A 24,079-nucleotide genomic window follows, 5' to 3' on the forward strand; every position below is an offset into this window, starting at 1 on the left:
ACGCGACATGGCATCGACACGTTTGGCCGGATGGCTCTTGACCACGGCGCTCTGCACCATCGCCGCCCCGCTGGCGGCGGCCGATATCGGGCTCGTTCTGGGCAATGGCGACTATCGGCGCGGCACCGATCCGGCCGGCGCCGAGCGGGTGCTGGGCGCGGTGGACCGGCTCGAGGATGCCGGGGTGGACGTGATCTCGGGGCGCAACGCCGATCACGACAGGCTGCGCCGGGCCCTGTCGGAGTTCGAGCAGATGGCGCCGGAGGCCGATGGCCTTCTCGTCGTCCTCTCCGGCCGGTTCGTCCATAGCAGCACGGAGACCTGGTTCCTGCCGGTCGACACGCAGGCCGAGACGCTCTCGGAGCTGTCGCGCGAGGCGCTCGCGCTCTCCAGCGTGATGGCGATGCTCGAGAAGGCGCCGCGCCGCGCGGTGCTGGCGCTGGCGGCCAGCGACGAGACCGAGACCGAGCTCGGCCCCTATCTTCGCAGCGGTCCCGGACGCATCGAGGCCGCGCAGGGCGTGACCGTGATCACCGGCAGGCCGGACGCGCTGGAGGGGGTGCTGCGCGACACGCTGGCCGTGCCGGGCGCGTCGATCCCCGCGCGGCTGCGAAACGAGCGCAGCGTGCGCGCCTACGGTTTCGTGCCCGAGGATCATGCCTTCCTGCCGCGCGGCGCCGAGCGTGAGCGCGACAGCGCGCTCGCCGAGGTGCTGCGCCGGCGCGAAGCGGAGCGCGACCGTGAAGCGGCCGAGCGCAGGCGCCAGGAGGATCTGCGGGAGCGTGAGCGCGCCGCGGCCGAACAGCTCGCGCGCGAACGGGAGGCCGCGAGCGCCGCCGAGAAGGCGCGCCGTGACCGCCGCGACGACGGGCTCTGGGCCGAGACCGTGCAGCGCAACACCGAGGCCGCCTATGCCGCCTATCTCGAGGCTTTCCCGCAAGGGCGCCGCGCCGATGCCGCGCGCACCCGCCTCGACGAGATCCGCAACGGACCGGCCAATGACGAGGCACGGCTCAATCTCGGCCGCGATGCCAGACGGCAGATCCAGCGCGATCTTTCCTTGCTGGGCTATGACACGCGCGGGATCGACGGGATCTTCGGCCAGGGCACCCGGCAGGCGATCCGCGCCTGGCAGGGCGACCGCAATTTCGGGCAGACCGGCTATCTCGATGTCAGGCTGATCCGCCAGCTCGAGGCGCAGGCGGAGGCCCGTGCCGCCGAGCTTGAAGCCGAAAGCCGCAAGCGGCGCGACGAGCTCGACCGTGCCGACGCGGCCTATTGGAAGAAGCTTGGATCGGGCAATAACGAGCTGGGGATCCGCACCTATCTCGAGCGTTATCCCGATGGACGCTACGCCGAGGTCGGCCGCGAGAACCTCGTGGAACTGGAGCGGCGCCGCGTGCAGCAGGCCGATCCGGGCGACCGGAGCACCTGGCGCGAGGCGCGGCAGACGAACACGCGGCGCGCCTACCAGGGTTACCTGTCGCGCTATCCGCAAGGCAGTTTCACCGACCAGGCCGTCGAGGCGATCAAGGAGCTCGACCGGCAGCCCGATCCGGCCATCGCTCAGGCCGAGGCCGCCGAGGCCGCGCTGAACATGGCGCCCCTTGCCAAGCGGCTGGTCGAGCAGCGTCTCGACGCGCTGGGCCATGCCCCCGGCGAGATCGACGGCGTCTTCGACGACCGCACCCGCCGGGCGTTGCGGCGCTACCAGGACGAGGCGCGGCTGCCGGTCACCGGCTACATGACGCAGGACACCGTCGTGCGGCTCCTGGCGGACACGGTGCGCGGCATCCTGCGATAGGCCGCGCCCGGCGGCGCGCTCCCGCTCTCAAGGGACCGGGAGCGCGCTTTCGTCAAGTCCGGTTCACGCGGTCCGGTTCACGCGGTCCGGGTCGCGGCGCCGATGGGGGCCGGATGGCACCGGGCAGGGCCCGCATGGCGGCAGACGCACTGCTACGTTCGCCGTGACCGCCGTGGCGGTCAGGCGCAGACATCCTCGAGATCGGCCTGCGGGTAGGGCAAGATCACCCGCGCCGCCGGCAGGGCCTCCGGCCGCCGCAGGGGCGGGAAATGTGGTGCCAGCAGCGCCCTGAGCCGTTCGGTGCGCGCCCCGTCCGGCGCAAGGGTGCGGCAGCAGACATATTCCTCGAGCAAGGCGGCCTGCTGCTCGTAGGGAAAATCGAGAAACCGGCGTCCGGGGACAATCTCGAAGAGGTAGGGATCGCCGCCCGGACGGTGCTCGGCGGCCGCCGCGAGCGGACTGTAGCCGGTCGTGCCGCGCTGTTGCCATTGCCAGACATGGGTCAGCTCATGGGCAAGGAGCATCGCATCCGACAGACGCAGCTTCCGCGGCCAGTCCCGAAGGTAGTTCTCGCGCCACCAGGGCCGCGAGATGAAGATCGTCTCGAAAAGCACGAAGGCCGCGGTCGAGGTGGTGACGCTCGGGCCCGTTTCCGGCGGGCCGATGCGCTCGCGGCAGGCGATCTGCGGTCGCGGTGGGCGCTGGCGGGTGATCCCGCCGATCAACGTCCCCCTGTTGAGCCGCACCGATCGCGTATCGAGGGCGGCGCCGTGAAAGGCCATGGCGAAGTCGTGCTCCTGCGGGGCAAGCGGACGGGTGCAGGCCGCCAGCAAGGCCATGCAGGCCAGCAGGCAGGCGTTGAGGGACAAGGTCGCGGGCATTGCGGGCTCCTGCGTGTCGGGGGCGGCGAGGGGGCCGAAGCGGCCTCGATGCGCGGCATGACGCAGTCTCGATTGCCGGTGGCCGCGGCGCAAGCGCGAGTTGCCGGCGCCGCGCGCCGCGATGACAGGCTCGTGATGCGACGTGAATGGCGCGGGCCGCCGTTCGGGTGCAGGCTCGCGGCTCGGTGCCCCCTTCGTGCACCGCGCAACCACGGAAGGTGATGCCCCATGTCCAGACCCGAAGCGCAGCCGCGCCGCTCGCCGGCCCTTCGGATGGCCCTGCCGCTCGCGGCCCTTGCCGGGGCTCTCCTGGCAGGCACACCCGCCGCCGCCGCGCAGATCGCCTTCTCGGGTTGGACACTGCAGAAGTTCTCGCTCTTCTCGAAGGTCGATTTCGGCCAGCAGGGCGCGGTTCTGACGATCGACGCACAGGATGCCGCATCGCTGCTCTGGACGGCGGTGCCCGCTTCGGATCGCGGCCGCGGTTCGGCCGCGTGGGACTGGTCGGTCGCGCGCTCGGTGCCGGCCACGGACCTCACGCGCAAGGGCGGGGACGACCGCAACGCGGCGGTCTATTTCGTGTTCCTGCCCGAGGCACAGGCGGCCGCGGCGGCGGGCGGCTCCATCGCCTCGCTGCTTTCGAACGAGGCGGCGCGGGTGCTGGTCTATACCTGGGGCGGGGCTCATCGGCGCGGCGAGATGTTGGCATCGCCCTATCTGGGTCCGCGCGGCCGCACGGTGGTCCTGCGTCCCGCGGGCACCGGACGTCATTCCGAGAAGGTCTCGCTCGCCAAGGATTACGCGGCCGCCTTCGGCGGTGCGCCCGGTGCGCTCGTGGGGGTCGCCGTCTCCGCCGACAGCGACGATACGGACGGTGTCATCGCGGCGCAGGTCTCGGGACTGCGGCTCGACTAAGCGCCGCGCGGGTCCGCCGCGTCCGGCGTCTCGATGCGGTAGGTGTCGAGCGCGGCGGCGGGCTGCGGATCCTCCGCCAGCCGCTCGAGGAATTCGATCACGTTGCCTTTGGGCAAGATGTCGAGTTGCGATTTGGGCAGTTCCCACCAGCGCGAGGCTTCGAGCCCTTCGCGCACCGGCTCCGAGAAGCGCCGCTTGAGCACCCGCGCGGGCACGCCCCCCATGACCGAATAAGGGGCCACGTCGCCGATCACCACAGCATTGGCGGCGAGCACGGCGCCCACCCCGATCCGGATGCCGGGCAGGATGACCACCCCGTCGCCGATCCACACATCGCTGCCGATCACGGTGAACTGCTCGGAGGGACGCGGGGCGATCCCAAGGGCCTCGCGTTCTGATGAGGTGTAGGGGCGGCTCGGCCCGCCCCTGAAGGCCGGAGAGGTGGAGACGCCGCTCATGCCGTGCATTCCGGCACCGATCGTGACCCTGCGGCCGATCGAGCAATAGCGCCCGATGATCGTGCCGCCCCTGAAATAGCCGCCATCGTTCATGTAGGAATGCGCCCCGATCAAGCAGCGCGCAGCACGGGCACCTGCGATCATCGGGGATCGCAGCATCGTGCCTTCCTCGAAGAAGTAGCTGCAGGCCGCGGGAGGGGTCGCGGTCAGGTGGAACCCCCGCGCGGGCGCGGCCGGCACGGCGGGCAGGTGCCCCGTCCCGGTGAGGATCTCGATCTTGCGGGAGAAAGCCACGGCCGCGTCCTCCCCCGCAGAAGGCTTTCGTTCAGACATCGAGATCCTCGACGAATTGCGCGTTCTGCGAAATGTACTGGAAGCGCATCTCCGGCTTCTTGCCCATGAGGCGCTCGACGAGATCATCGGTCTCGCCCGGCTCGTCCTCGTCGATGGTCACCCGGATCAGCTTGCGCGTCTCGGGGTTCATCGTCGTGTCCTTGAGGTCCTTGGCATCCATCTCGCCAAGGCCCTTGAAGCGCGAGACGTCGATCTTGCCCTTGCCGCCCAGCCCGCGCGCCATCCACGCCTCGCGCTCGGCCTCGTCGAGGCAATAGACGCGGCGGGCGCCCTGCGTCAGCCTGTAGAGGGGCGGGCAGGCGAGGTAGAGATGCCCCGCATCGATCATCGGGCGCATCTGCGAGAAGAAGAACGTCATCAGCAGCGAGGCGATATGGGCGCCGTCGACATCGGCATCGGTCATGATGATGATCTTGTCGTAGCGCAGATCGTCGAGGTTGAATTTCGATCCCATGCCGACGCCGAGCGCCTGGCACAGATCGTTGATCTCGGCATTGCTGCCCAGCTTGGAGCTGGCCGCGCCCAGCACGTTGAGGATCTTGCCGCGCAGGGGCAGGAGGGCCTGGGACTTGCGCTCGCGGGCCATCTTGGCGCTTCCCCCGGCCGAATCGCCCTCCACGATGAAAAGCTCGGTGCCCTCGCGCGCATTCGAGGAGCAATCGACCAGCTTGCCGGGAAGCCGCAGCTTCTTGGTCGCGCTCTTGCGCGCGGTCTCCTTTTCCTGGCGGCGGCGCATCCGCTCCTCGGCCCGCAGCACGAGGTAGTCGAGGATCGCCCCGGCGGCCTTGGTATCGGCGGCCAGCCAGTTGTCGAAATGGTCGCGCACCGCCCCCTCGACAAGGCGCCCGGCCTCCGTGGTGGCAAGGCGGTCCTTGGTCTGGCCCACGAATTCGGGCTCGCGGATGAAACACGAGACGAGCGCGCAGCCGCCCCCCGTCAGATCCTCGCGCATGATGTCCTTGGCCTTGCGGTTGTTCACCAGTTCGCCATAGGCGCGGATGCCCTTGAGCACGGCGGCCCAGAATCCCGCCTCGTGGGTGCCGCCCTCGGGGGTCGGCACGGTGTTGCAGTAGGACTGGATGAAGCCGTCACGCGAGGGGGTCCAGTTGATCGCCCATTCGACGCTGCCGGGGGTGGAGAACTTCTCCTGGAAGGAGACCTTGCCGGCGAAGGGACGCTCGGCATAGGTCGCGGCGCCTCCCAGCGTCTCGGCGAGGTAGTCGGCAAGCCCGCCCGGGAAGTGGAAGGTCGCCTCGCGCGGGGTCTCGCCATCGTCGATCGCGCTCTTCCAGCGGATCTCGACCCCCGAGAAGAGATAGGCCTTCGAGCGCACCATCTTCAAAAGCCGTGCCGGCTTGAACTTCAGCGCGCCGAAGATCTCGGCATCCGGGTGAAAGGTCACGGACGTGCCGCGCCGGTTCGGCGCCGCGCCGATCTCCGCCACCGGGCCTTGCACGATGCCGCGGCTGAATTCCTGCGCGTAGAGGCGGCGATCGCGCGCCACCTCGACCCGGACATGATCGCTCAGCGCGTTGACCACCGAGATCCCCACGCCGTGCAGGCCGCCCGAGGTCTCGTAGGCCTTGCCACCGAACTTGCCCCCCGCATGCAGGGTGCACAGGATCACCTCGAGCGCGGACTTGCCGGGAAACTTGGGATGCGGGTCGATCGGGATGCCGCGCCCGTTGTCGCGCACGGTGATCGAATGATCGGCATGCAGCTCGATCTCGATCCGGTTGGCATGGCCGGCCACCGCCTCGTCCATCGAGTTGTCGAGGACTTCCGCGACGAGGTGATGCAGCGCCCGCTCGTCGGTGCCGCCGATATACATGCCGGGGCGTTTGCGGACCGGCTCCAGCCCCTCCAGAACCTCGATCGAGGAGGCGTCGTAGGACTGCTCGGGAGCTCCGCCAAGAAGGTCGCTTGCCATGTCTGCCGCTCTTTTGTGTAACTGCTCTCGTGCATAGTCATAGAGTAAAAGCGCGGGGCGGGGAAAGGCGCGACTGCCGGCGCCTCTGCGCATCCCCCATCACGCGGGCCGGCGATCGAGCACGGACCGCACAGACAGGAAACGGAGCGGCGCATGCGAATACTTCTGACCGGCGGCAGCGGCAAGGCGGGGGCCCATGTCGCCGCGCATCTGGCCGCCGAAGGGCACAAGGTGACCAATCTCGATCTCGTTCCGCTCGGCGCGGAAGGGGTGGAGGACCTGCGCGCCGACATCACGCAAGGGGGGCAGGTCTGGGGCGCGCTGCGGATGTATGCCGGCTTCGACGAGCTGGAGCCGGGCACCGGGGTGCCGAGCTACGACGCGGTCGTCCATCTCGCCGCCGTGCCCCGGATCGGCCTGACCCCCGACGGGGAATGCTACAGGGTCAACACGGTGGGAACCTACAACATCCTCGAAGCGGCGACGGGCCTCGGGATTCCCAAGATCGTGATCGCCTCGTCGGAGACGGTCTACGGGGTCTGCTTCGCCGATGGCGAACGGCTGCCCGAATACCTGCCGCTCGACGAGGATCACCCCACCGTGCCCGAGGACAGCTACGCCATGTCCAAGGTCGCGAACGAGGCCGCCGCGCGCAGCTTCCAAAGGCGCAGCGGCGCCGACATCTACGCGCTGAGGATCAACAACGTGGTGGAGCCGGGCGATTACGCCCGCGATTTTCCCGCCTACCTGGCCGATCCGTCGCTGCGGCGGCGCAACTTCTTCGCCTATATCGACGCGCGGGATCTCGGCGGCTTCGTCTCGCGCTGCCTGGCGGTGGACGGGCTGGGATACCAGGTCTTCAACGTCGCCAATGAAGATCATTCGGTAAAGGAAAACACTCAGGAGCTGATCGAACGATTCTATCCCGAGGTGCCGGTCCGCCGCGAGATGGGCCCGGCCGAGAGCTTCTATGACACCACGCGGGCGCGCCGGCTTCTCGATTGGCGCCCGCGCCATTCGTGGCGCGGGGCGCTCGGCCGGATGACCTGAGGCCCCGCCCGGAGCGGGCGCGGGCGCAGATCGGGGCATCGCGGTACATATCCCGATGCCCCGATCGTGAGGGCCGGAGCCTTCAGAGTTCGGCGGCTGCCTTGTCCCCCGGCCACACTTTCACGATGATCGGGTTGATCACCTTGGTGACGATGGGGATCAGGATGAAGCCGAGGATCAGGCCGATGATCCCGTCGAGCAGCGCGGTGACGGTCCATTCCACCGTGCCGGCGATGGCGGGCACGGCATGGCCGGCCTGCACCGCGATGTCATGGATGATCTCGTAGGGTGCCTTCCAGCCCATTTCCGCGAGGCTGTGCACGATGATCGACCCGCCGACCCAGATCATCGCGGCGGTCCCGATGATCACCAGGGCCTGCATGAAATAGGGCATCGCCTTGACAATGGCGCGTCCAAGGCTGCGCATCGCCCCGCTGCGGCTCTCGTTGGCCAGGTGCAGTCCGACATCGTCGGCCTTCACGATCAGCGCGACCGAGCCGTAGACGGCGATGGTGATGATGACGGCGGCGGCGGCGAGGCTCCCGGCCGTCATCCAGATCGACCCGTCATCGGGCAGGGCGCTCAGGACGATGGTCATGATCTCCGCCGACAGGATGAAGTCGGTCTTCACCGCGCCCTTGACCTTTTTCTCCTCGAGCTGCGCGGCGGTCAGCTTCTGGCCGACCAGCTCCTCGCTGCTGTGATCGGAGGGGTTGATCACGTGCCAGACCTTCTCGGCCCCCTCGAAGCACAGGTAGAGCCCGCCCAGCATCAGGAGGGGCGGGATCGCCCATGGCGCGAAGCTGGCCAGCAGCAGGGCCACCGGCAGCAGGATCACCAGCTTGTTGAAGATGGACCCGCGGGCGATCTTCCACACGATCGGCAATTCGCGTTCGGCCGAGAAGCCGCGCAGGTATTTCGGGGTCACGGCGGCATCATCGATTACCGCGCCGGCGGCCTTGGACGACGCCTTCACCGCCTGTCCGACCACGTCGTCGACGGAGGCCGAGGCGACCTTGGCGATCGCCGCGACATCGTCGAGGAGGGCGACCAGCCCGCTCATGTTTTCTGATCCATCTGTCCCGGCTCCGTCTGTTTCGGTGTCAATCTGCTGCTCTGTCGACGCGCGAGGCAAGTTAGGACATTTCACGCATATTGACAGCCCCGCATGCCGTTCACCGCGCATCAATGCCGCGCCCCGCTGCATCTGGCCGCCCGTTCGGGGCCGGGCCCTTCGATGAGGCCGCCGCATATGCCCGGGGGCGCCGATCCTGTGCCGGGCGCGCTATGCTTCCGGGCGGGCCTTGCCGGCCGGAGCGCATGCCGCTACGGCTTCGCGGATGCACATGCCGGAAGTGACATCGCGGATCGGAACGGCCGGGCATCTGCGCCGGATCCTGACGCTCGGACTGCCCCTCGTGGGCAGCCATGTCGCGCAATTCGCCATCACCCTGACCGATGCGCTGATGCTGGGCTGGTACGGCGTCGCCGACCTTGCGGGGCAGGTGCTGGGCGGGACGCTCTTCTTCGTGCTCTTCATCATGGGCTCGGGCTTTGCCTGGGCGGTGATGCCGATGGTGGCCCGCGCCTCGGGGGCGGGGGAGGACGCGCAGGTGCGCCGTGTCACGAGGATGGCCCTGTGGCTGTCGCTGCTTTTCGCGGCGCTGGTCATGCCGGTCTTTCTCTTCGCGCGGCCGCTGCTGGACGCGATGGGGCAGGAGCCGAAAGTCTCCGCCCTTGCGGGCGGCTACCTCGCGCTGCAGGGCTGGGCCATCGCGCCGGCGCTGGTGGTGATGGTGCTGAAAAGCTACCTTGCCGCGCTCGAGCGCACGCAGTTCGTGCTGTGGGTGACGCTCGCGGCGGTGGCGCTCAACGCCGCGGTGAACTACGCGCTGATCTTCGGGAACTGGGGAATGCCCGAGCTTGGGATCATCGGCGCGGCCTGGGCCTCGCTCGCCGTCAATATCGCCTCGATGCTCGCGATCATCGCCTACGTCATCGTGAGCACGCCGAAACATGCCCTCTTCACCAGGTTCTGGAAGCCCGATGGCGAGGCTTTCGTCACCGTCTTCCGTCTCGGCTGGCCGATCGGGCTGACCAATCTCGCCGAGGTGGGGCTTTTCGCGGCCTCCTCGGTGATGATGGGCTGGCTGGGGACGGTGGCCCTCGCCGCGCACGGGATCGCGCTGCAGATCGCCTCGGTCAGCTTCATGGTGCATCTGGGGCTGAGCAACGCGGCCACGGTGCGCGCGGGCAACGCGATGGGGCGCGGCAACGGGCCGGAGCTGCGGCACGGGGCCTGGGTCGTGACGGTCCTGTCTCTCGTCTTCGCCGTGGCGACGATGCTGCTGTTCGTGCTGCTGCCGCGTCCCTTGCTGGGACTGTTCATCGATCCCGCCGACCCCGCGCGCGGCGAGGTGCTCGCGATCGGCACCGGCCTTCTGGCGGCGGCCGCGCTCTTCCAGCTCGTCGATGCCGCGCAGGTGATGGCGCTGGGACTGCTGCGCGGGGTGCAGGATACCCGCGTGCCAATGGTCATCGCGGGGATCAGCTACTGGCTGATCGGGATCACCATCAGCTACGTGCTGGGCTTCACCCTGGGCTGGGGCGGGGTCGGCATCTGGCTGGGGCTGGCGGCGGGCCTCGGCGCGGCGGCGGTGCTGCTGATGGTGCGCTTCTGGCGGCCCGGCGGCCTTGCCTGGACGCTCGATCAGCCGGTGAAGGCCCCGGGCGCCGCGAAGGGATCCTCGGGGTAGCCGACCCCCGTGAGATAGAGCCCCTGCGGCGGCGCAACCGGCCCGCAGGCTGCCCTGTCGCGCGCGGCGAGCGCCTCGGCCACGGCGTCCGGTGCCCATGCGCCCGTTCCCACCCGCTCCAGCGTTCCTGCGATGCTGCGCACCTGGTTGTGCAGGAAACTGCGCGCGCGCAGGTGGAAGCGGAACTCGGTGCCGGGCTCCGCGTCGCGCTCCTCGATCTCCAGCGCGTCGAGGGTGCGCATGGGAGAGTCGGCCTGGCACATGGTCGAGCGGAAGGTGGTGAAGTCGTGATGGCCCAGAAGATGCGCCGCCCCGGCGCGCATCGCGTCGGCGTCCAGCGGATGGCGCAGATGCCAGACCAGCCCGGCGAGGTGAACGGGCGGCGCCCGCCGGCACAGGACGCGGAAGAGATAGCGCCGCTCGGTGGCCGAGAAGCGCGCATGCCAGTCATCCGCCACGCGCGCCGCCGCCGTGATCGCCACGGGGGCGGGCTTGAGGTGATAGTTCAGCGCCTCGGCAAGACGGAAGGGGGACCAGTCGCGCGGCAGGTCGCAATGGGCCACCTGACCGGTGGCATGCACGCCCGAATCGGTGCGCCCCGCCGCCGCGATCCCCTCGAGGCCCGGCGAGATCCTGCGCAAGGCCGCCTCGACCGCGCCCTGCACCGAAGGCTGGTCCTTCTGACGTTGCCAGCCGGCGAAGGGATGGCCGTCATATTCGATCCTGAGAGCATAGCGCGGCATGGCGGGGCAGTAGCGCGGCGCGCGCGCGCGGGCAAGCATCACTGGCAACCGGCCCTGCCGCGCCCTATGTTCGCGCCGAGGCCAGAGGAGCGCTGCGACGTGATCATCGGAGATATCGCCGAAGGGCTGACGCGCGGGGTCGAGACCGTGACGGGCACCGTGTCCGAAACATTCTTCGAGCCGACGATCCGGCTCGGGGTGACAGGGCTCAGCCGTGCGGGAAAGACGGTTTTTATCACCTCGCTCGTGGCCAACCTGCTCAACCGCAGCCGGATGCCCCAGCTCGCCGCCGCCGCGAACGGGTCGATCCGCTCGGCCTACCTGCAGCCGCAGCCCGACGACACCCTGCCGCGCTTCGACTTCGAGACCCATCTCGCGGCAATGACCGGCCAGCAGCCGCATTGGCCCGAAAGCACTCGGGCGATCTCGGAGCTGCGGCTGTCGTTCAGGGTGCAGCCCGGCGGCATGATCGGGGGCTTGCGCGGGCTGCGCAAACTGCATCTCGATATCGTGGATTATCCCGGCGAATGGCTGCTCGACCTGTCGCTGATGGAGCGCAGCTACGAGGAATGGGCCGGCGAGGTGCTGGAGCGGATCGCGAAGCGCCCGATGGCGGCCGATTTCCTGAACGCGCAAGGCGCCGCCGATCCCGCCGCTCCGCTCGACGAGCCGCGCGCCCAGGCGCTGGCGCGCAGCTTCACCGGCTACCTGACCGAAGCGCGCGAGGCCGGTTTCTCGGACTGCACGCCCGGGCGGTTCCTGCTGCCCGGCGATCTCGCCGGCTCGCCGGTCCTGACATTCGCGCCCCTGCGCAAGGAGGGGCAGATGCCGCGCGGCAGCCTGTGGCGTGAGATGGAGCGGCGCTTCGAGGCCTACAAGCGCGAGGTGGTGCGCCCGTTCTTTCGCGATCATTTCGCGCGGATCGACCGGCAGGTGGTGCTGATCGACGCGCTGGGCGCGATCCATGCCGGGCCGCAGGCCGTCGATGACATGCGGCGGGCGATGACCGATATCCTCGGGGCCTTCCGTCCGGGGCGCAATGCCTGGCTCAGCCGCCTTCTGATGGGGCGAAGGGTGGAGAGGATCCTCTTCGCCGCCACCAAGGCCGATCACCTCCATCACCGCCAGCATGCGCGCCTCGCCGGCATCATGCAGGCGCTGGCCGCCGATGCGCGCGCCCGCGCCGATTTCGCCGGGGCGCAGACGGCGGCGATGGCGATCGCCTCCCTGCGCGCCACGACCGAGGACACCATCACCCACGAGGGCCACTCACTCGACGTGGTGCGCGGCACCCTGCTGGACAGCGGGCGGCGCGCCGCGTTCCATCCCGGCGAGCTGCCGGAGGATCCGGGACGCCTGCTTGGACCGGCGCGGCAGGGGGCGGATCGCTGGCTGGACGAGGATTACTCCGTCATGCGCTTCGCGCCGCAGCCGCTCGCGCTCAAGCCCGGCGAGGGACCGCCGCATATCCGGCTCGACCGGGCGGCGCAGTTCCTGATCGGCGACCGGCTGTGACGCGGCCCCAATCCCCACCGCAGCAGGAGTGCCGATGATGGCAGCCAGCCCCTCAGCAGGCCCCCGCGGCCCGATCCTGATCGAGGATGACATGCCGGGGGCCGAGCGCCCCGGTCCGGCGGAGGCCCCGCCCGTGCCGGACCTGCCGCAAGGCGCGCCGGACGGCGCGGCGATGCGCAGCATGGCGGCGCTTGCGACACGGCGCAGCACCGCGCTGGGGCGCTGGTTCTGGCGCCTCCTCGGGGCGCTGGCGGTCCTGTCGATCTCGCTGGCGGGCTGGGCCGCGATCGATGCGCTCATCACGGCGCAGCCGGTGCTTGGGATGATCGCACTCGCGCTGGCGGCGGCCTTCGTCGCGGTCTGCCTGCTGATCGTCCTGCGCGAGGCTCTCGCCCTGCGGCGGCTCGCGCGGCTCGACCACCTGCACACGGCCGCGGCCGCCGCCCTCGCCGGCAACGACCTGCCCGCCGCGCGGGCCGTCACGGGCGAGCTTGCGGGACTTTATGCCGCGCGCGAGGAGCTGCGCTGGGGGCGCGAGCGCCTCGCCGAGCGCAGCGCCGAGGCCTTCGACGCGGATGGTCTGTTCCACTTGGCAGAAGCCGAGCTTCTCGCCCCGCTCGATGCCGCCGCCCGGCTCGAGGTCGAGGCCGCCGCCCGGCAGGTGGCCATGGTCACCGCCATCGTCCCGCTCGCGCTTGCCGACGTGGTCTCGGCGCTCGGGGCGAACCTGCGGATGATCCGCCGCATCGCCGAGATCTACGGCGGACGCGGCGGCACATTGGGAAGCTGGCGACTGACCCGCGCGGTGATGACCCATCTCGTGGCGACCGGCGCGGTGGCGGTCGGGGACGATCTGATCGGATCGGTCGCCGGCGGCTCGGTCCTGTCGAAGCTGTCGCGCCGCTTCGGCGAGGGCATCGTCAACGGGGCGCTGACCGCGCGGGTGGGGGTCGCGGCGATGGAGGTCTGCCGGCCCTTGCCCTTCTCGGGCCAGAAACGCCCGCAGATCCATGCCGTGGTGAGCCGGGCGCTGACCGGGCTCTTCGGCGGTGCGGGGCGCTGAGCACGGCCATGGCGGCTTGTCCTGCCCCGGCGGGATGCCTATAAACGCGGCTGATATGTGGGCCTTTGCGATCATTCCGCGAATTATCTGCCCGGCGCTCTGATCCGCGAGCCGCCGGGACAAGGCGCATGGACCGCCGCGCCGCCCCCCACCTTCTTCCAGACATTCCTGCCCAGAGGACGATCCTCCATGTGCGCCGATACGCCCGCCGATACCGACCGGACCGCCGATTACAAATCCACCCTGAACCTGCCGCAGACCGATTTTCCGATGCGCGCGGGCCTGCCCAAGCGCGAGCCCGAATGGCTGGCCCGCTGGGCCGAGATCGGCATCTATGACCGGCTGCGCGAGAAGGCAGAGGGGCGCAAGCCCTTCACCCTGCATGACGGCCCGCCCTACGCCAACGGCAACCTGCATATCGGCCACGCGCTCAACAAGATCCTCAAGGACATGGTGGTGCGCTCGCAGCAGATGATGGGCCGCGACGCGCGCTACATTCCCGGCTGGGACTGCCACGGCCTGCCGATCGAGTGGAAGATCGAGGAGCAGTACCGCAAGAAGGGCCGCGACAAGGACGCCGTGCCGGTCGTCGAGTTCCGCCGCGAATGCCGTGATTTCGCCGCCGGCTGGATCGACATCCAGCGCGACGAGTTCAAGCGGCTCGGCATTACCGGCGCCTGGGACGATCCCTACCTGACGATGGATTACCATGCCGAGCGGGTGATCGCCGAGGAGTTCCAGAAGTTCCTGATGAACGGCACGCTCTACCAGGGCTCCAAGCCGGTGATGTGGTCGCCGGTCGAGAAGACCGCGCTTGCCGAGGCCGAGGTCGAATACCACGATCATGTCAGCCACACGATCTGGGTGAAATTCCCGCTGACCAAGCTGCCATCCTCGGCGATGGACGCGGTGATGTTCATCGGCGATGACGAGGGACAGTTCGACCTCGCCTCGCTCGATCACACGCTGCGACAGGCATCGGTGGTGATCTGGACGACGACGCCCTGGACCATCCCGCAGAACCGCGCCATCGCTTTCAGCTCGGACATCAAGTACGGCGTCTACCAGGTGACGGAGGCGGCCGGGGACAACTGGGCCAAGCCGGGCGATGTGCTGATCCTTGCCGATGACCTGGCCGAGGAGGTCCGCAAGAGCGCGCGCATCGATGCCTGGCAGCGGGTGATCGGCTTCAACCCCGATGGCGCGGAATGCGCGCACCCGCTGCGCGGCGCCGAGGGCGGCGAAGGCGAATGGGACTTCGACGTGCCGATGATCTCGGGCGATCACGTCACCGCCGAGGCCGGCACGGGCTTCGTCCACACCGCCCCCAGCCATGGCGACGACGATTACCAGATGGGCCTGAAATACGGGCTGCCAATGACCTATAACGTGATGGAGGACGGGCGCTACCGCGATGATCTGCCGCTCTTCGGCGGCAAGGCGATCCTGAAGCCGAACGGCAAGGAGGGCAACGCCAACAAGGCCGTGATCGAGGCGCTGCAGGAAGCCGGCGGCCTGATCGCGCGCGGCAAGCTCACCCACAGCTATCCGCATAGCTGGCGCTCCAAGGCGCCGCTGATCTACCGCAACACGCCGCAATGGTTCGCCGCCATCGACCGCGAGGTCGGCGACGGGCTGGACACCCATGGCAAGACCATCCGCGAGCGCGCGCTGACCTCGATCGACGAGCTGGTGACATGGACGCCGCCGCGCGGGCGCAACCGGCTTCACGCGATGATCGAGCAGCGCCCCGACTGGGTGCTCTCGCGCCAGCGCGCCTGGGGCGTGCCGCTGACCTGTTTCGTCAAGAAGGGCGCCAAGCCCGATGACGAGGGCTTCCTGCTGCGCAACGAGGAGGTCAACGCCCGCATCGTCGAGGCCTTCGAGGCCGAGGGGGCCGATTGCTGGTACGAGGAGGGCGCCAAGGAGCGGTTCCTCTCCGGCATCGTATCCCCTGACGATTACGCGCAGGTCTTCGACATCCTCGACGTGTGGTTCGACAGCGGCTCAACCCATGCCTTCGTGCTGCGCGACCGCGAGGACGGCTCCGGGGACGGGCTTGCCGATCTCTATCTCGAGGGCACCGATCAGCATCGCGGCTGGTTCCACTCCTCGATGCTGCAGGCCTGCGGCACGATCGGGCGCGCGCCCTATCGGGGCGTGCTGACCCACGGCTTCACCCTCGATGCCAAGGGCAACAAGATGTCGAAATCGGTGGGCAATACCGTGGCCCCCGAGAAGGTCGTGCAGCAATACGGCGCCGACATCCTGCGGCTCTGGGTGGCGCAGTCCGACTATACCGGCGATCTGCGCATCGGGGACGAGATCCTCAAGGGTGTCGCGGACAGCTACCGCCGGCTGCGCAACACGTTGCGCTTCGTGCTCGGCAGCCTGCCCGAGACCGTGCCGGACCTGCCCGCCCAGGGCGATCTGCCGGAGCTCGAGCGGCTCATGCTGCACCGGCTCTGGCAGCTCGACGGGCAGGTGCGCGCCGCCTATGACGCCTATGACTTCCAGAAGGCCTGGCGCGCGATCTTCGATTTCGCGACGCTGGACCTGTCGGCCTTCTACTTCGATATCCGCAAGGACGCGCTCTATTGCGATGCGCCGGACAGCCCGCGCCGCCTGGCCTGCGAGGCGGTTCTGGGGGCGATCTACGACCGGCTGATCCCGTGGCTCGCGCCGATCCTGACCTTCACCACCGAAGAGGTCTGGCTTGAGCGGCACAAGGATGCGGGGGCCTCGGTTCACCTCGCGGACATGCCCGCCACACCTGAGGACTGGCGCGACGATGCGCTGGCCGAGCGGATGGGCCGGGTGCGGTCGGTGCGCCGCGTGGTGACCGGCGCGCTCGAGGAGAAGCGCCGCGACAAGACCATCGGCGCGAGCCTCGAAGCGGCGCCGGTCGTCTACCTCGCCGACGAACTGGCGCGGGCCGTGAGCGATCCGGCAACCTTCGCCGACCTGTGCATCACCAGCGGCATCACCCTGAGCACCAACACGGCACCCGAAGGGGCCTTCACGCTGGAGGGCGTCGAGGGCGTCGCGGTTGTCTTCGACGAGGCGGATGGCGCAAAATGCCAGCGCTGCTGGAAGATCCTGCCGGATGTGGGAACGCATGCGCATCCGGATGTCTGCGGCCGCTGCGACGCGGCCCTGGCGGAGATCGAATGACCGCCCGCCCCGGTGACGCGGAGATCGCGGCGGTCCTGATGGACCTGGCGCATCGACGGGGCACCGGGGCGAGCTTCTGCCCCTCGGAGGCGGCGCGCGTGCTTGCCGCCGATTGGCGCCCGCTGATGCAGGACGTGCGGCGCGTGGCGGCCGGACTGCCGCTCAGGGCATCGCGCAAAGGGGTCGAGATCGCGCCGGAAGCCCCCGGCGGCCCGATCCGCCTGAGCCTTCGACCGGGCGCATGAGCGCGGGGGTCTTCGCGGCCGTCCTCCTGGCCGCTTTCCTGCACGCCTTCTGGAACGCCCTGGTGAAGACCGGCGAGGACAAGGTCGCGGCGATGCTCTTGCTAAGCGCGGGGAATGCCGCCGTCGCGGCGGTCTTCGTCGCCTTCAAGCCGCTTCCCCCCGCCGAGCTGTGGCCATGGCTCCTGGCATCCGGCCTTATCCACACCGCCTACCAGGTCTGTCTCGCGATGGCCTACGAGCGCGGCGATCTGAGCCGGGTCTACCCCATTTCACGTGGAACAGCGCCGCTCCTCGTGCTCGCGGCGGGAGCGTTCGTCCTTCCCGACCGGCTCATGCCGACCGAGATCGCCGGCATCGCGCTCCTGGGTCTCGGGATCGTGTCGATGGCCCGTGGCATCGGCCGGGACGGCGAGCGGACCGCGCTGCTGCCCTTCGCCCTGGGGGCCGCGATCTGCACCGCGGGCTACTCCATCGTCGATGGCAGCGGGGCGCGCCTTCTGGGCGATGGGCCGACCTACGTGGCCTGGTCGCTCCTCGTGGGGCTGGTCTTCTTCGTGCCCGTTGCCCTGCTGCTGCGCGGGCCCGGGGTGCTGCGGGCGCGCCCGGCGGCCCTGCTGCGCGGCGGGCTTGGGGGGGCGGCTTCCTTTACCGCCTACGCGATCGCCGTCTGGGCCATGACGCAGGCGCCGATCGCGCTTGTCAGCGCGCTGCGCGAAAGCTCGATACTTTTCGCGATGCTCATCGGCTGGGTGCTGGTCGGCGAGCCGATGAGCCGCCACAAGCTCGCCTCCGGCGCGGTCATCCTCGCGGGCGTCGTCCTGACCCGGCTCTGAAACCGCGCGCGGGACCTCAGCCGTCGGGCCCGTAGAGCGCCTGCTGCAGCACCCCGGCGAACGCGAGGTAGGCCGACGTGACGACCAAGCCCCAATGCGCCCAGCTTGCCGGATCGAAATCGACCCATGCCGCCCATGCCCCGAAGAAGACCCAAGCCAGTGCCATCGGCAGGGTGACCGCGCGCCAGCGCTGGGTGCGGACGGGATGGACGAATTTCAGCGGCAGGAACATTGCCACCGACAAGAACCCGGTGATGATCAGGATCGCCCACCAGGGCGGGGCCACGGCGAACATCACGAGCACCATCATGTTCCAGCAGCCCGGAAAGCCGGAAAAGCTGTAATCCTTGGTCTTCATGCCGGTATCGGCGAAATAGACGACGCTGGCGAAGGTGATCACGATGATCGCGATCCACCCGGTCCAGCCCGGCAGCAGCCCCGAGCTGAAAAGCGCGAAGGCGGGGATGAAGACATAGGTGATGTAGTCGATGATCAGGTCCATCAGCACGCCGTCATAGCGCGGCGCGTTGCGGCCGACATCGTATTTGCGTGCAAGGGGCCCGTCGATCCCGTCGACGAAGAAGGCCACGACGAGCCAGAGCCACATCAGCCCCCATTGCTCGTCGACGGCGGCCAGCAGGGCCAGCATGGCGAAGACCACCCCCGTGGCGGTCAGAAGGTGAACGAGGAGGGCACGGAACTGAACTGTCATCGCATTGTCATGACGCAATCGTGCCCAAGGCGCAAACACAATGACGCAAGGGGCCGGGAGGGGCGAAGCTCCGCCGCCGGGCGGACGGGACAGGGCGGGACGGGCCGGGCGCGCGCGGCGGCGCCGGCCCTGCGCAAGGTGCCGGCGGGCGCGGGAAAGCCGCCCCATGCCGCGCGTTCGGCGGCACGAAGGTGGCCTCAGGAGACGGGTCGGTGCTGACGCTCGATGCGCGCGGCGATGGTGTCGATCCGCGTGTCGAGCCGGCGCGACAGGGCCGGTTTCGTCAGCTTCATCGATTGCACGAGGATGCGGGCCGGCAAGGTGCGCGGGCGCAGCTCGATCCCGAGCGCCAGGCGGGTGCGGTCGGGGGCAAGGGCGATCACCTCGATGTCGATCTGAAGGGTGATCCCGTCGGAGACGCCCGAGATCGTGAAGCCCTCCGGCGGCGTGTAGGAGGTCACATGCGCATCGAGCCGGCGCTCGCGCCCGCGAAACTCGTAGCTGATCATCCAGCGCGAGGCTTCGGGGGGCGGGCCTGCCAGGCGCTCGACCCGGACGCCGCGACCCTGCGCCAGGCGTTCGGCGGCCGAGAAATCGGACAGCTGATCGAACACGACCTCCTGCGGAGCGGCGATATCCCTGCGCGACGAGAACTTCATGAGGCTTGGTTCCGTGTGCTTTATCTTGGTGTCCCCGTTGTCGCGTCAATCCAGCCTGTCCGCAAGCCAGTTGGCCAGCAGAAACCGCGCGATGGCCCCCTCGCGCGGGGGCGCGATGCGCGGATGGTCACCGGCAAAGGCCAGCGCGACATCCTCGCGGCTGACCCAGAGCGCCTCATCGATCTCGGTGGGGTCGATGGTTATCGCGGTCTCGAGCGCCTCGCCCCGGCAGCCGATCATCAGCGAGGCGGGAAAGGGCCAGGGCTGGCTGGCCAGGTAGCGCACGGGCCCCACCACGACGCCGCTCTCCTCGCGCACCTCGCGCCGTACCGCGGCCTCGACGGTCTCTCCGGGCTCGACGAAGCCCGCGAGCAGCGAGAACATTCCCTCCGGCCAGCCCGGCGAGCGGCCCAGAAGGACCTCGTTGCCATGGGTGATGAGCATGATGACGACCGGATCGGTGCGCGGGAAATGGGACGCGCCGCAGGAGGGGCAATGCCTTTGCCAGCCGCCTTGCGCGCTTTGCGAGGCGGCCCCGCAGCGTGCGCAGAAACCGTGGGTGCGATGCCATTCGAGCAATCCGCGGGCGGTCGCGGCAAGCTCGGCTTCATGGGGTTCGAGGCGGGCCATCACCCCGCGCAGGTCGGCAAAGCCCAGATCCGGTGACAGGGCAGGGTGGGGCTGCACCGAATCGTCGCCGAAGCCGCCCGGTCCCGAAAGCGGGGCGCAGCCCGGCCAGTCGCGCAGCTCCGCCGCGAATCGGGGGGCGCCTTCATCGAGCCCGAGAAAGAGCAGCGGGCCGCAGCCGGCATCGGCGGCCACAGGCCGGCGCGACCAGCCCAGCCGCGGATCCTGCCCCCCCTGGACCAGCAACGGCTTGCCGCGCCACATGAGCAATACCCGCGCCCGCGCATCGTCGGCGAGGGTGGCCAGCGTCTCCGGCGCGGCACGAAGTTGCGCGGTCCGGTCGAGCCGGGCCGATCCGCCGAAGGTCACCGTTTCCGCAAGGCGCATGACTGTTCTCCCGATGCCGCACGGGCATATCCATTCCAGAGCGACGATTGCAACGCCACCCGAAACGGCTTATGCAACCTTAGGTAGAGAAGGCCGCGGCTTGCCCGAAAGCGGCTCTTCCTGCACTGTCGGAGGATCGGAACGATGCAGCGCATCACGCTCGGCAGCACAGCAAGGACAGTGGTATGGGGAGCATTGCGGCACACTCTGGCATATCGATGAGCCGGCGCGGGTTCATCGGGGGCGCGGCCTGCGGCGGGGGGCTGGCGATCGTGCATCCCTTTACCGCCAATGCCGCCGCCGGGCAGGTCCATCTGCGGGTGATGGAGACCACCGACCTGCACATGCATATCTGGCCCTATGACTATTACGCGGACCGGCCCGATGCCGCCGTGGGGCTCGCGCGGACCGCCACCCACGTCGCGGCGATCCGCGCCGAGGCCCGCAACAGCCTGCTGCTCGACAACGGTGATTTCCTGCAGGGCAACCCGATGGGCGATTACATGGCCTATGATCGCGGGATGCTCGCCGGCGACCGCCACCCGATGATCACCGCCTTCAACACGCTGGGCTTCGATGGCGCGACGCTGGGAAACCACGAGTTCAACTACGGGCTCGATTTCCTGCTGAACTCGCTGGCCGGTGCGAAATTTCCGCTCGTCCTGTCCAATGTCGTGACCGAGCGGGGCGCGTCGCCGCTCGATGACACCACCCTCCTGCCGCCCTATGTCATCCTCGATCGCGTCCTGCTGGACGGGTCGGGCGAGGGACACCCCATCCGCATCGGCCTCATCGGGTTCACCCCGCCGCAGATCATGAAATGGGACCGCCATCACCTCGAGGGACGGGTAACGGTGCGCGACATCGTCGACTGCGCGCGGGCCTATGTCCCGCGGATGCGGGCGGAGGGGGCCGATATCGTCATCGCCCTGTCGCATTCCGGCATCGGTGCCCCCGAGGCGCTGGAGATGATGGAGAACGCCTCGACCGCGCTGGGCGCGGTGCCGGGGATCGACGCGATCCTGGCGGGCCATTCGCACCGTGTCTTTCCGGGTCCCGATTACGAGGGGCATGCCGGCGTGGACGTGGCCGGCGGCACGTTGCAGGGCACCCCGGCGGTGATGGCCGGTTTCTGGGGCTCCGATCTGGGGGTGATCGACCTGCTGCTCGAGCGCGCCGGGGCGGGCTGGCGCGTGGCGGGGCACGAGGTGGCGATCCGCCCGATCGCGCAGCGCGGCGGGGCGGGCCGGGCGGAGGCGCTGGTGCCGAGCGATGACAGGGTGCTGGCCGTCACGCAGGCCGATCACGAGGCGACCCTCGACTACGTGCGCCGGCCGGTGGGACGCAGCGACGCGCCGCTGCACAGCTACTTCGCCCTGGTCGCCGACGATCCCTCGGTGCAGATCGTCAACCGCGCCCAGAAATGGTATATCGAGCAGATGCTCGAAGGCACGCCCTACGAGGATTTGCCGGTGCTGAGCGCCGCCGCCCCCTTCAAGGCCGGGGGGCGCGGCGGGCCGCAATACTATACCGACGTGCCCGCGGGGGACCTGGCGATCAGGAACATCGCCGATCTCTACCTGTATCCCAACACGATCCGCGCGGTGAAGGTGAGCGGCGCACAAGTGCGCGAATGGCTCGAACGCGCGGCGGGCATGTTCAACCAGATCGCGCCGGGGGCGGTGGACCAGATGCTGCTCGATCCTGACTTCCCGAGCTACAATTTCGATGTCATCGACGGGCTGAGCTACACGATCGACCTGTCGCAGCCGTCGAGATACGGGCGCGACGGCGCGCTTCTGCACCCCGGCGCGCATCGCATCGTCGATCTGCGCCACGAGGGCGACCGGGTGAAACCCGATGACGGTTTCGTCGTCGCCACGAACAACTACCGCGCCGCGGGGGGCGGCGATTTTCCGGGCGCCGACGGCGACACGATCATCTTCGAGGGGCCCGATACCAACCGCGACGTGATCGTGCGCTACATCATGGAGCGCGGCACGATCAGCCCGCGCGCCGACGGCAACTGGCGCTTCGCGCCGATGCCGGGCGCCACGGTGCTCTTCGACAGCGGACCGGGGGCGGGCGCGCATGCCGGCGCGGTGCCGGGCATGTCGATCTCGCCGGCGGGGCAAGGGCCGGACGGCTTCGATCGGTTCCGCATCGCCCTGTAATGGGCTAGACCGGGGGCGCGTTTGCAAGAAGGATCGCGCTCGATGTCCCACCCACCCGCCGGCCGGCCATTCGCCGCGGAGATCTTCGATCTCGACGGCACGCTGCTTGACACCGAGAGCCTTGGGCTCGAGGCCGGGATCGAGGCGCTCGCGGAGCTGGGGCACAATGTCGATGCCGCCACGATGCGCGGATTGATCGGTCTCGACAGCCCCACCGCCCTCGCCGTCCTGTCGCGCCACCTGGGGGTGGTGCTCGAGCAGGAGCGCACGATGTCGCATTGGCGCGCCGCGATGGCCCGGCGCTGCCGCAGCGGCGTGCCGGTCATGGAGGGTGCGCTCGCTCTTCTCGACCGGATCGACGCGCTCGGACTGCCGCGCGCGGTGGCCACGAACAGCCGCACGCAGGGCGCCGTCAGCAAGCTCGAGGCCTCATCGCTCGCCGGACGCTTCGAGGTGGTGATCGGCTTCGAACAGGTGGCGCGCGGCAAGCCGGCGCCCGATGTCTTCATCGAGGCCGCGCGGCGCCTCGGGATCGCGCCCGCGCGCTGCCTCGTTTTCGAGGATTCGGATGTCGGAACGCGGGCCGCCCTCGCGGCCGGAATGACCGTGGTGCAGATCCCCGATCAATCCGCCCGGGGTCCGAGCGGCGCGCATTTCCTCGCCAGAACCCTCGCCGAAGGGGCCGCCTGGGCTGATCTGGTGCCCGCCGGGGGTTGATCTCGGCCATGGCGGCGCGTATTTGGGGCGTGAGAGGTTGGCGCGGGCAGGCACCTCGCCAACCCGGTCAGGTCCGGAAGGAAGCAGCCGTAACGAGCCTCGCTTGGGTCGTTGTCCAGCCTCTCACCTCACGCCCCCTCGCGCGGCAGGCCGCCCTGCCCGGAGCGGCGCAGGCCCCGGCGCTAGCGCAGCGCGGAGACGAGGAAGCCCCAGCCCAGCAAGGCGATCAGACCCAGAACCAGCGCCCCCGACAGAAGACCCGGCACGGCGGCCGCGCGGCGCAATGTCGTTCTGGGCGCAAGGCGCGGGCGCAGGCACCAAAGGACGGTCGCGGCCGTTCCGGCGCCGAGCTGCCAGATGGCAAAGCCGCGAATCGCTCCGATCGCATCCGCCGCGCGCAGCGACGCGATCACGCTTGCCACCGTGAGAGCCGTCCAGACGGCCAGCCAGACCGCCACTTTCATCCTGTTGTTCATCCGCCTGGGACCCCGTGCGTCTTGCGCTGCGGTCCTCATATCACCGCGCCCCGGATCGTCCATGCGGCAAAACCCTGCATGTCCATGGCGCTTGGCCGCCCGGCATATGCCCCAGCGGCTCGACATGCCCGGCCCGCGCATTAAAATGCCCCTCATGGGAACACGCGACAAGAAAAGCGCTCTCGCACGGGATCGCACCGACTGGGCGGAGGACCGCACGGACTGGGCCGAGGACCGCACCATTCTGGCGAACGAGCGCACCTTCGCAAGCTGGCTGCGCACCGGGCTGACCGCGCTCGCGGTGGCGATCGCCCTGGCGGCGATCTTCGGCGATGCCGAGGGGCCGATCTCCCCCGCGCGCAGCGTCGCCAGCATCTTCGTGCTCGGGGCGATCATCGTCTTCTGGATGGCGCGCGGCAAGACGCTCTCCTCGCTCGACGATCTCGACCGGCACAGCGTGGACGCGATGCGCCGGCGGGGGATCACCGCGATCACCGTTCTGATGATGCTCGGTGCGGCGGGGACGGGCGTGCTGCTGTGGATCGTCTGAGCCGGGTGGACGCGCCGCATCGGCGCGCCTAGTCTGCCGCCGGTCCGCTCCCTTCT

21 protein-coding genes and 1 other RNA gene are annotated in these 24,079 nt (G+C 69.4%); 13 read left to right on the plus strand and 9 right to left on the minus strand.

All coding sequences use genetic code 11. The annotated features are described in order from the left end of the window. Positions 1-7 precede the first annotated feature (7 nt). Positions 8-1,804 (plus strand): peptidoglycan-binding domain-containing protein, encoded by a 1,797-nt coding sequence (locus PMES_RS06590; RefSeq protein ID WP_159964716.1) that lies wholly within the window; start codon positions 8-10, stop codon positions 1,802-1,804. 179 nt (positions 1,805-1,983) lie between these two features. On the opposite strand, the gene PMES_RS06595 is transcribed toward PMES_RS06590, so the two are convergent. Next, positions 1,984-2,685 (minus strand): hypothetical protein, encoded by a 702-nt coding sequence (locus PMES_RS06595; protein ID WP_159964717.1) that lies wholly within the window; start codon positions 2,683-2,685, stop codon positions 1,984-1,986. Positions 2,686-2,913: 228 nt separating this feature from the next. Between PMES_RS06595 and PMES_RS06600 the strand changes: the two genes are divergently transcribed. Beyond that, entirely contained in the window at positions 2,914-3,600 is a 687-nt protein-coding gene (locus tag PMES_RS06600; RefSeq protein WP_236549720.1) for a DUF3047 domain-containing protein, read from the plus strand. Here the strand turns inward: PMES_RS06600 and PMES_RS06605 are convergent. After that, positions 3,597-4,352: a CatB-related O-acetyltransferase gene (locus PMES_RS06605; protein ID WP_159964718.1), complete on the minus strand. Its 756-nt coding sequence runs from the start codon at positions 4,350-4,352 to the stop codon at positions 3,597-3,599. The genes PMES_RS06600 and PMES_RS06605 overlap by 4 nt on opposite strands. A gap of 31 nt (positions 4,353-4,383) precedes the next feature. Continuing rightward, positions 4,384-6,342 (minus strand): DNA topoisomerase IV subunit B, encoded by a 1,959-nt coding sequence (gene parE / locus PMES_RS06610; protein ID WP_159964719.1) that lies wholly within the window; start codon positions 6,340-6,342, stop codon positions 4,384-4,386. A 153-nt stretch (positions 6,343-6,495) separates the two neighbouring features. Here parE and PMES_RS06615 point away from each other — a divergent pair, with 153 nt between their 5' ends. Next, complete coding sequence (locus PMES_RS06615; RefSeq protein ID WP_159964720.1) at positions 6,496-7,392, plus strand: NAD-dependent epimerase/dehydratase family protein; 897 nt, start codon at positions 6,496-6,498, stop codon at positions 7,390-7,392. A gap of 82 nt (positions 7,393-7,474) precedes the next feature. Here PMES_RS06615 and PMES_RS06620 read toward each other — a convergent pair whose 3' ends face one another. Further along, positions 7,475-8,455 (minus strand): DUF808 domain-containing protein, encoded by a 981-nt coding sequence (locus tag PMES_RS06620; protein ID WP_159964721.1) that lies wholly within the window; start codon positions 8,453-8,455, stop codon positions 7,475-7,477. Positions 8,456-8,738: 283 nt separating this feature from the next. Between PMES_RS06620 and PMES_RS06625 the strand changes: the two genes are divergently transcribed. Then, positions 8,739-10,148, plus strand: coding sequence for an MATE family efflux transporter (locus PMES_RS06625; RefSeq protein ID WP_159964722.1), 1,410 nt, complete (start codon positions 8,739-8,741; stop codon positions 10,146-10,148). Here PMES_RS06625 and truA read toward each other — a convergent pair. Next, positions 10,103-10,891: a tRNA pseudouridine(38-40) synthase TruA gene (gene truA, locus PMES_RS06630; protein ID WP_159964808.1), complete on the minus strand. Its 789-nt coding sequence runs from the start codon at positions 10,889-10,891 to the stop codon at positions 10,103-10,105. The genes PMES_RS06625 and truA overlap by 46 nt on opposite strands. Before the next feature lie 99 nt (positions 10,892-10,990). Between truA and PMES_RS06635 the strand changes: the two genes are divergently transcribed. From PMES_RS06635 to PMES_RS06655, 5 genes are all read left to right on the plus strand, one after another. After that, a complete protein-coding gene (locus tag PMES_RS06635; protein WP_159964723.1) occupies positions 10,991-12,406 on the plus strand; it encodes a YcjX family GTP-binding protein in 1,416 nt (471 codons plus the stop codon). A gap of 34 nt (positions 12,407-12,440) precedes the next feature. After that, a complete protein-coding gene (locus PMES_RS06640) occupies positions 12,441-13,469 on the plus strand; it encodes a YcjF family protein (protein ID WP_159964724.1) in 1,029 nt (342 codons plus the stop codon). A gap of 189 nt (positions 13,470-13,658) precedes the next feature. Further along, positions 13,659-16,643, plus strand: coding sequence for an isoleucine--tRNA ligase (gene ileS, locus PMES_RS06645; RefSeq protein ID WP_159964725.1), 2,985 nt, complete (start codon positions 13,659-13,661; stop codon positions 16,641-16,643). After that, positions 16,640-16,888 carry a DUF3253 domain-containing protein gene (locus PMES_RS06650; RefSeq protein ID WP_159964726.1) on the plus strand — a complete coding sequence of 83 codons (249 nt, stop codon included), beginning with the start codon at positions 16,640-16,642 and terminating at the stop codon, positions 16,886-16,888. The genes ileS and PMES_RS06650 overlap by 4 nt, the downstream gene beginning before the upstream one ends. Then, on the plus strand, positions 16,885-17,721 hold the full coding sequence (locus PMES_RS06655; protein WP_159964727.1) for a DMT family transporter: 837 nt from the start codon (positions 16,885-16,887) through the stop codon (positions 17,719-17,721). The genes PMES_RS06650 and PMES_RS06655 overlap by 4 nt, the downstream gene beginning before the upstream one ends. Before the next feature lie 16 nt (positions 17,722-17,737). Here the strand turns inward: PMES_RS06655 and PMES_RS06660 are convergent, their stop codons facing one another. The 3 genes from PMES_RS06660 to nudC all read right to left on the minus strand — a co-directional run bounded on the left by PMES_RS06660 (position 17,738) and on the right by nudC (position 20,106). Beyond that, positions 17,738-18,433, minus strand: coding sequence for a CDP-alcohol phosphatidyltransferase family protein (locus tag PMES_RS06660; RefSeq protein WP_159964728.1), 696 nt, complete (start codon positions 18,431-18,433; stop codon positions 17,738-17,740). A gap of 197 nt (positions 18,434-18,630) precedes the next feature. Next, on the minus strand, positions 18,631-19,092 hold the full coding sequence (locus tag PMES_RS06665; RefSeq protein WP_159964729.1) for an SRPBCC family protein: 462 nt from the start codon (positions 19,090-19,092) through the stop codon (positions 18,631-18,633). Positions 19,093-19,137: 45 nt separating this feature from the next. Further along, positions 19,138-20,106 (minus strand): NAD(+) diphosphatase, encoded by a 969-nt coding sequence (nudC, locus tag PMES_RS06670; protein WP_159964730.1) that lies wholly within the window; start codon positions 20,104-20,106, stop codon positions 19,138-19,140. A 185-nt stretch (positions 20,107-20,291) separates the two neighbouring features. On the opposite strand from nudC, the gene PMES_RS06675 reads away from it, so the two are divergent. The 3 genes from PMES_RS06675 (at position 20,292) to ffs (ending at position 23,126) form a co-directional block, all read left to right on the plus strand. Next, positions 20,292-22,280, plus strand: a complete 1,989-nt coding sequence (locus tag PMES_RS06675; RefSeq protein WP_159964731.1) for a bifunctional 2',3'-cyclic-nucleotide 2'-phosphodiesterase/3'-nucleotidase — start codon at positions 20,292-20,294, stop codon at positions 22,278-22,280. Between the two features lie 42 nt (positions 22,281-22,322). After that, the gene (locus PMES_RS06680; protein ID WP_159964732.1) at positions 22,323-22,997 is read left to right on the plus strand and encodes an HAD family hydrolase; all 675 of its coding nucleotides are present in this window, start codon (positions 22,323-22,325) and stop codon (positions 22,995-22,997) included. A gap of 30 nt (positions 22,998-23,027) precedes the next feature. Continuing rightward, positions 23,028-23,126: signal recognition particle sRNA small type (gene ffs, locus PMES_RS06685), an RNA gene on the plus strand. Positions 23,127-23,179: 53 nt separating this feature from the next. Here the strand turns inward: ffs and PMES_RS06690 are convergent. Next, entirely contained in the window at positions 23,180-23,461 is a 282-nt protein-coding gene (locus PMES_RS06690; protein WP_159964733.1) for a hypothetical protein, read from the minus strand. 166 nt (positions 23,462-23,627) lie between these two features. Here PMES_RS06690 and PMES_RS06695 point away from each other — a divergent pair, with 166 nt between their 5' ends. Next, the gene (locus PMES_RS06695) at positions 23,628-24,023 is read left to right on the plus strand and encodes a DUF202 domain-containing protein (RefSeq protein WP_159964734.1); all 396 of its coding nucleotides are present in this window, start codon (positions 23,628-23,630) and stop codon (positions 24,021-24,023) included. Positions 24,024-24,079: the final 56 nt, after the last annotated feature.

The sequence above is a fragment of the Profundibacterium mesophilum KAUST100406-0324 genome (assembly GCF_009835145.1).
Lineage (GTDB): Bacteria > Pseudomonadota > Alphaproteobacteria > Rhodobacterales > Rhodobacteraceae > Profundibacterium > Profundibacterium mesophilum.

What these genes read in the sequence shown, in the direction of transcription:
- PMES_RS06695 (WP_159964734.1), top strand. Translation starts at nt 23,628, where the DNA reads ATGGGAACACGCGACAAGAAAAGCGCTCTCGCACGGGATCGCACCGAC.
- PMES_RS06615 (WP_159964720.1), top strand. Translation starts at nt 6,496, where the DNA reads ATGCGAATACTTCTGACCGGCGGCAGCGGCAAGGCGGGGGCCCATGTC.
- PMES_RS06690 (WP_159964733.1), bottom strand. Translation starts at nt 23,461, where the DNA reads ATGAAAGTGGCGGTCTGGCTGGCCGTCTGGACGGCTCTCACGGTGGCA.
- PMES_RS06655 (WP_159964727.1), top strand. Translation starts at nt 16,885, where the DNA reads ATGAGCGCGGGGGTCTTCGCGGCCGTCCTCCTGGCCGCTTTCCTGCAC.
- PMES_RS06600 (WP_236549720.1), top strand. Translation starts at nt 2,914, where the DNA reads ATGTCCAGACCCGAAGCGCAGCCGCGCCGCTCGCCGGCCCTTCGGATG.
- PMES_RS06640 (WP_159964724.1), top strand. Translation starts at nt 12,441, where the DNA reads ATGATGGCAGCCAGCCCCTCAGCAGGCCCCCGCGGCCCGATCCTGATC.
- PMES_RS06590 (WP_159964716.1), top strand. Translation starts at nt 8, where the DNA reads ATGGCATCGACACGTTTGGCCGGATGGCTCTTGACCACGGCGCTCTGC.
- PMES_RS06620 (WP_159964721.1), bottom strand. Translation starts at nt 8,455, where the DNA reads ATGAGCGGGCTGGTCGCCCTCCTCGACGATGTCGCGGCGATCGCCAAG.
- PMES_RS06660 (WP_159964728.1), bottom strand. Translation starts at nt 18,433, where the DNA reads ATGACAGTTCAGTTCCGTGCCCTCCTCGTTCACCTTCTGACCGCCACG.
- truA (WP_159964808.1), bottom strand. Translation starts at nt 10,891, where the DNA reads ATGCCGCGCTATGCTCTCAGGATCGAATATGACGGCCATCCCTTCGCC.
- PMES_RS06650 (WP_159964726.1), top strand. Translation starts at nt 16,640, where the DNA reads ATGACCGCCCGCCCCGGTGACGCGGAGATCGCGGCGGTCCTGATGGAC.
- PMES_RS06675 (WP_159964731.1), top strand. Translation starts at nt 20,292, where the DNA reads ATGGGGAGCATTGCGGCACACTCTGGCATATCGATGAGCCGGCGCGGG.
- PMES_RS06595 (WP_159964717.1), bottom strand. Translation starts at nt 2,685, where the DNA reads ATGCCCGCGACCTTGTCCCTCAACGCCTGCCTGCTGGCCTGCATGGCC.
- PMES_RS06665 (WP_159964729.1), bottom strand. Translation starts at nt 19,092, where the DNA reads ATGAAGTTCTCGTCGCGCAGGGATATCGCCGCTCCGCAGGAGGTCGTG.
- PMES_RS06680 (WP_159964732.1), top strand. Translation starts at nt 22,323, where the DNA reads ATGTCCCACCCACCCGCCGGCCGGCCATTCGCCGCGGAGATCTTCGAT.
- parE (WP_159964719.1), bottom strand. Translation starts at nt 6,342, where the DNA reads ATGGCAAGCGACCTTCTTGGCGGAGCTCCCGAGCAGTCCTACGACGCC.
- nudC (WP_159964730.1), bottom strand. Translation starts at nt 20,106, where the DNA reads ATGCGCCTTGCGGAAACGGTGACCTTCGGCGGATCGGCCCGGCTCGAC.
- ileS (WP_159964725.1), top strand. Translation starts at nt 13,659, where the DNA reads ATGTGCGCCGATACGCCCGCCGATACCGACCGGACCGCCGATTACAAA.
- PMES_RS06625 (WP_159964722.1), top strand. Translation starts at nt 8,739, where the DNA reads ATGCCGGAAGTGACATCGCGGATCGGAACGGCCGGGCATCTGCGCCGG.